This is a genomic window from Desulfobaccales bacterium, assembly GCA_041648175.1.
GTDB lineage: Bacteria > Desulfobacterota > Desulfobaccia > Desulfobaccales > 0-14-0-80-60-11 > 0-14-0-80-60-11.
On the sequence record JBAZPO010000068.1, the window covers coordinates 1 to 3,071 of the forward strand.

A 3,071-nucleotide genomic window follows, 5' to 3' on the forward strand; every position below is an offset into this window, starting at 1 on the left:
TCCTCCGACGCTGGCCGCCCCGGCCATGCCCAGCAAGAAGAGCAGCATCCCCAGACCGCCTTTCTTCAGGTTTCGGGCAATGTAGTCAGCATCGTCCGTGCTCATACCCTTGAACCCCTTGGGAGGGGCAAAAGCCTGATTGGGGTGCTTCTTAATATGCTCGGTCAGGAGCCTCATACCCTTGGCCCCGCCCCTGCTGTAATATCTGGATGCCGCCATGAGAGGCCCGACGGTGTAGGACAAGACTTCTCCGGTGAAGTTGGTGGGGACCTTAACTATGGGCATCAGGAATTGAAGTGCGGTCGCCAGGGTTTGAAGCCCGGGCTGCCCCGTCGCCTTTAGCTCTCTGATAAGTTTAAAAAACGCTTTGGAGGCAAAGTTGTCGTTCATAAAAATGGCCCGATTGCCTTCCAGATAGGCCGCCGTCGATACTGCCATGATGTTTGCCGGGTGAGTCATATCAATGCCGTGGTTCATAGCCCACTCGGTACGACGCTGCAAGGTGCGATAAAATATGACTCGTTTGATGGGATTTTTTAGAGCTTGGTGCATGTGTCCGAACCAGTCCAGCCAGGAGTCGGGGAGGTGAGGCCGGTGCTTGCCATACAGCAACTCAAGTTCCGTAGGCTGCATCTTGAGGATTCCCCAACTTTCCTGCCAGGTCTGTTTCTTGAACCACTGAACGAACCCGGCGGCCTCGGCCCTGACGTTAATCCCCCCGCCTTCCGTCGGCGCCAGGGAGAACATCGGCTTCATGTAAGGAACCATCCTGACAGCCGCTCCTACGAAGTCCTCCAGCGGGGTAGAAATCTGTCGCATGGTGGCCGCCGCGGCAAGTTTCCCCAGGGTGCCCACCCCGGAAAGAATCACGCCCCGACGAAACTTGAAACCCCAGTCCAGACCTTTAGAGAGAGTGGACCGGGCCTCCATCTTGCGCTTGAAAATTTCCGCCTCTATTTGATGCTTCTTGGCCTCGACGTTGGCCTTCAGGCGGTTGGCCTCAGGATCCAGGTTCAGCACCCGCTTGGCTGACTTCTCGAAATTGCCCGTATCCAGCATATTTTGTAACTGGGCATCCCGTTTTAAAAGGTATGCTTTGTACCGCCGCAAGGCCGCCACTTCCGGGTCGATGGTTGGTTGAGCATCTTTCACCATCTGCTGATAAACTTTTCTCAGGCGGTCCCGGTAGGCCCGGCGAGCATGGAGTTGTGGAGTCTCGGAAGTGGCGTCCCCCTTCTTGGCCGGGCTCAGGTCGCCTTCCTTGATCCTACGCTCCCAGTTGGCGATGGACTTCTCAACGGCTTCGGTCGCCATCCTTAACTTCTGCTCATCCGACATTCCCGGCTTGCCCTCGATCTCCCGGATGGCGGCCCGGAGCATGTCGTTCTCTGCTTTCAGGTCTGAGGCTTCCTGATCATAGGTAAGGCCACCTTTCTTTTTGAGGACCGGCCGGCCAGCCTTCAAATCTTCCAGGCGCTTCTTGTTGTCCCTGATCTGGTTATTGAGCCGGGTCTTGGCGGCGTCCAGCGAGGTCTTCCACTGCTCTTCCGGGGTCCGGGATGAAGTGCTGTCAATACCGGCGTCCCGCATGGCCTGCTTGACTTCCCGGGTGAGCGCCCGCACCTCGTCGGATACCGGGTCGCGCTGCAACCCAGTCCGTTGCGGCATCTGGCCGGACAGGGCATCTTCCAGGCTGAGGAAAAGCCGTATCTGGCGCCGCACTTCCCGGAGGGCCTTGTCAATCTCGTCCTGGCTCGGTTTGGATACCTTGCCATAGCCGGATAAAGCTTCTTCCACGTCGCGCTTGGAGAGATCGGGGATGTTCAGTTCATCGAAGATAGTATTGACGACCATCTTAGCGTCGGTGACACCGGCAATGACCAGTTCCTTCGCCATCTCAGCCAGGAGCGCCACTTGATTCGGCCCCAGGAGCATGTTCAACTGTCCCAGGGTGCCCCGGAACTTTTCAGCCAGGCTCTTGAAGTTGGCCATAGCCTCGACCTTGGGCTTTCTCTGTGCCTCGCCTTTCCTTATGGCCCGGTCAATGCGCTGCTCGATGTCTTTGACGCTTTGCTTGACCTTCTTTTCATCCTTGCCCTTCTCGTAGGCTTCAAGTTTTTTGTTGGCCGCCTGGAGCTCCAGGGTAAGGGCAGTCAGCTTTTCCCGCAAGGCGTCAGGCAGTTCGCCGCTCGGGTGAGCCACCCGGGCCCGCTGCAATATCCTGGCGAGAGAATAATCCTGGGTAATGAAATACTGCCGCATACGGAAAGAGGCCGACGTTACCGTACCGGCGTGGGTGACTGCCCGGTCGTTGAGGTCCAATGCGTCGGCAACCACCGCCAGTTGTTGCCGGACGGCCGCAACATCGCCCCCCTCAGTCAGGGCCTTCTCCAGGTCGTCCATGAGGGTTGACTCGGCGTTGTAGAGGCGCATCCGGTCGTACATTAGCATGGCGCCCTCAACGTCGGTGATCGGCGTCTGTTTACCGGAGTGGATCGACTTGGCAATCCTGGCCGCCAGTTCGCGGGGGTCTTGTATGCCCTCGTCCACCAGGCGTTTAGCCTCAGCCGCCCCGGGCTCAACCTGGAAGAGTTCTTTCTGCACAGGGTCCAGACCCCGGACCCGGCGCTCCTCCTCGGTTACGGCGTTCTTGGTGGAGGTCTTCTTGGTTTCCGGTTCTGTCTCAGGGGGCCCCCGTTTCGCCAACTTCTTTTCTTGTTGTCCAATGGGCGAAGCCCGGGGAGGCAAGGTGCTCTTATATTTTAACCTAAGACCGAACACTTTAGCTGGGTCCTTAAAAGCCCGGCTAAGAGAAACGGTCTTCCCATCGGGCATAGATAACGGTATTCCGGCAACGTAATTAGCTGCCAATTCTTCTGCGATTGCGTCTAAAGATAAGGCAGGAAATCCCATTTCAGCATACATGCCTTTAATGCTTTCGGAAAAGTCTTTGAATATCTGGGAATCCCTGTCAATGTCCTCTAGAAGTTTTTTGGCGGAGACATCGTTTTTAGAGATTCGATTATGAAAAACCTCATGGTCTACTACTTGCTTGTAGGTGTAGCCGTAAG

The 3,071-nt window shown here is 56.6% G+C and carries 1 protein-coding gene; it reads right to left on the bottom strand.

The features are described 5' to 3' along the window. A partial coding sequence (locus tag WC600_19070) for a hypothetical protein (GenBank protein MFA4904830.1) occupies nucleotides 1-2,706 on the bottom strand: 2,706 nt, incomplete at its 3' end. Nucleotides 2,707-3,071 lie beyond the last annotated feature (365 nt).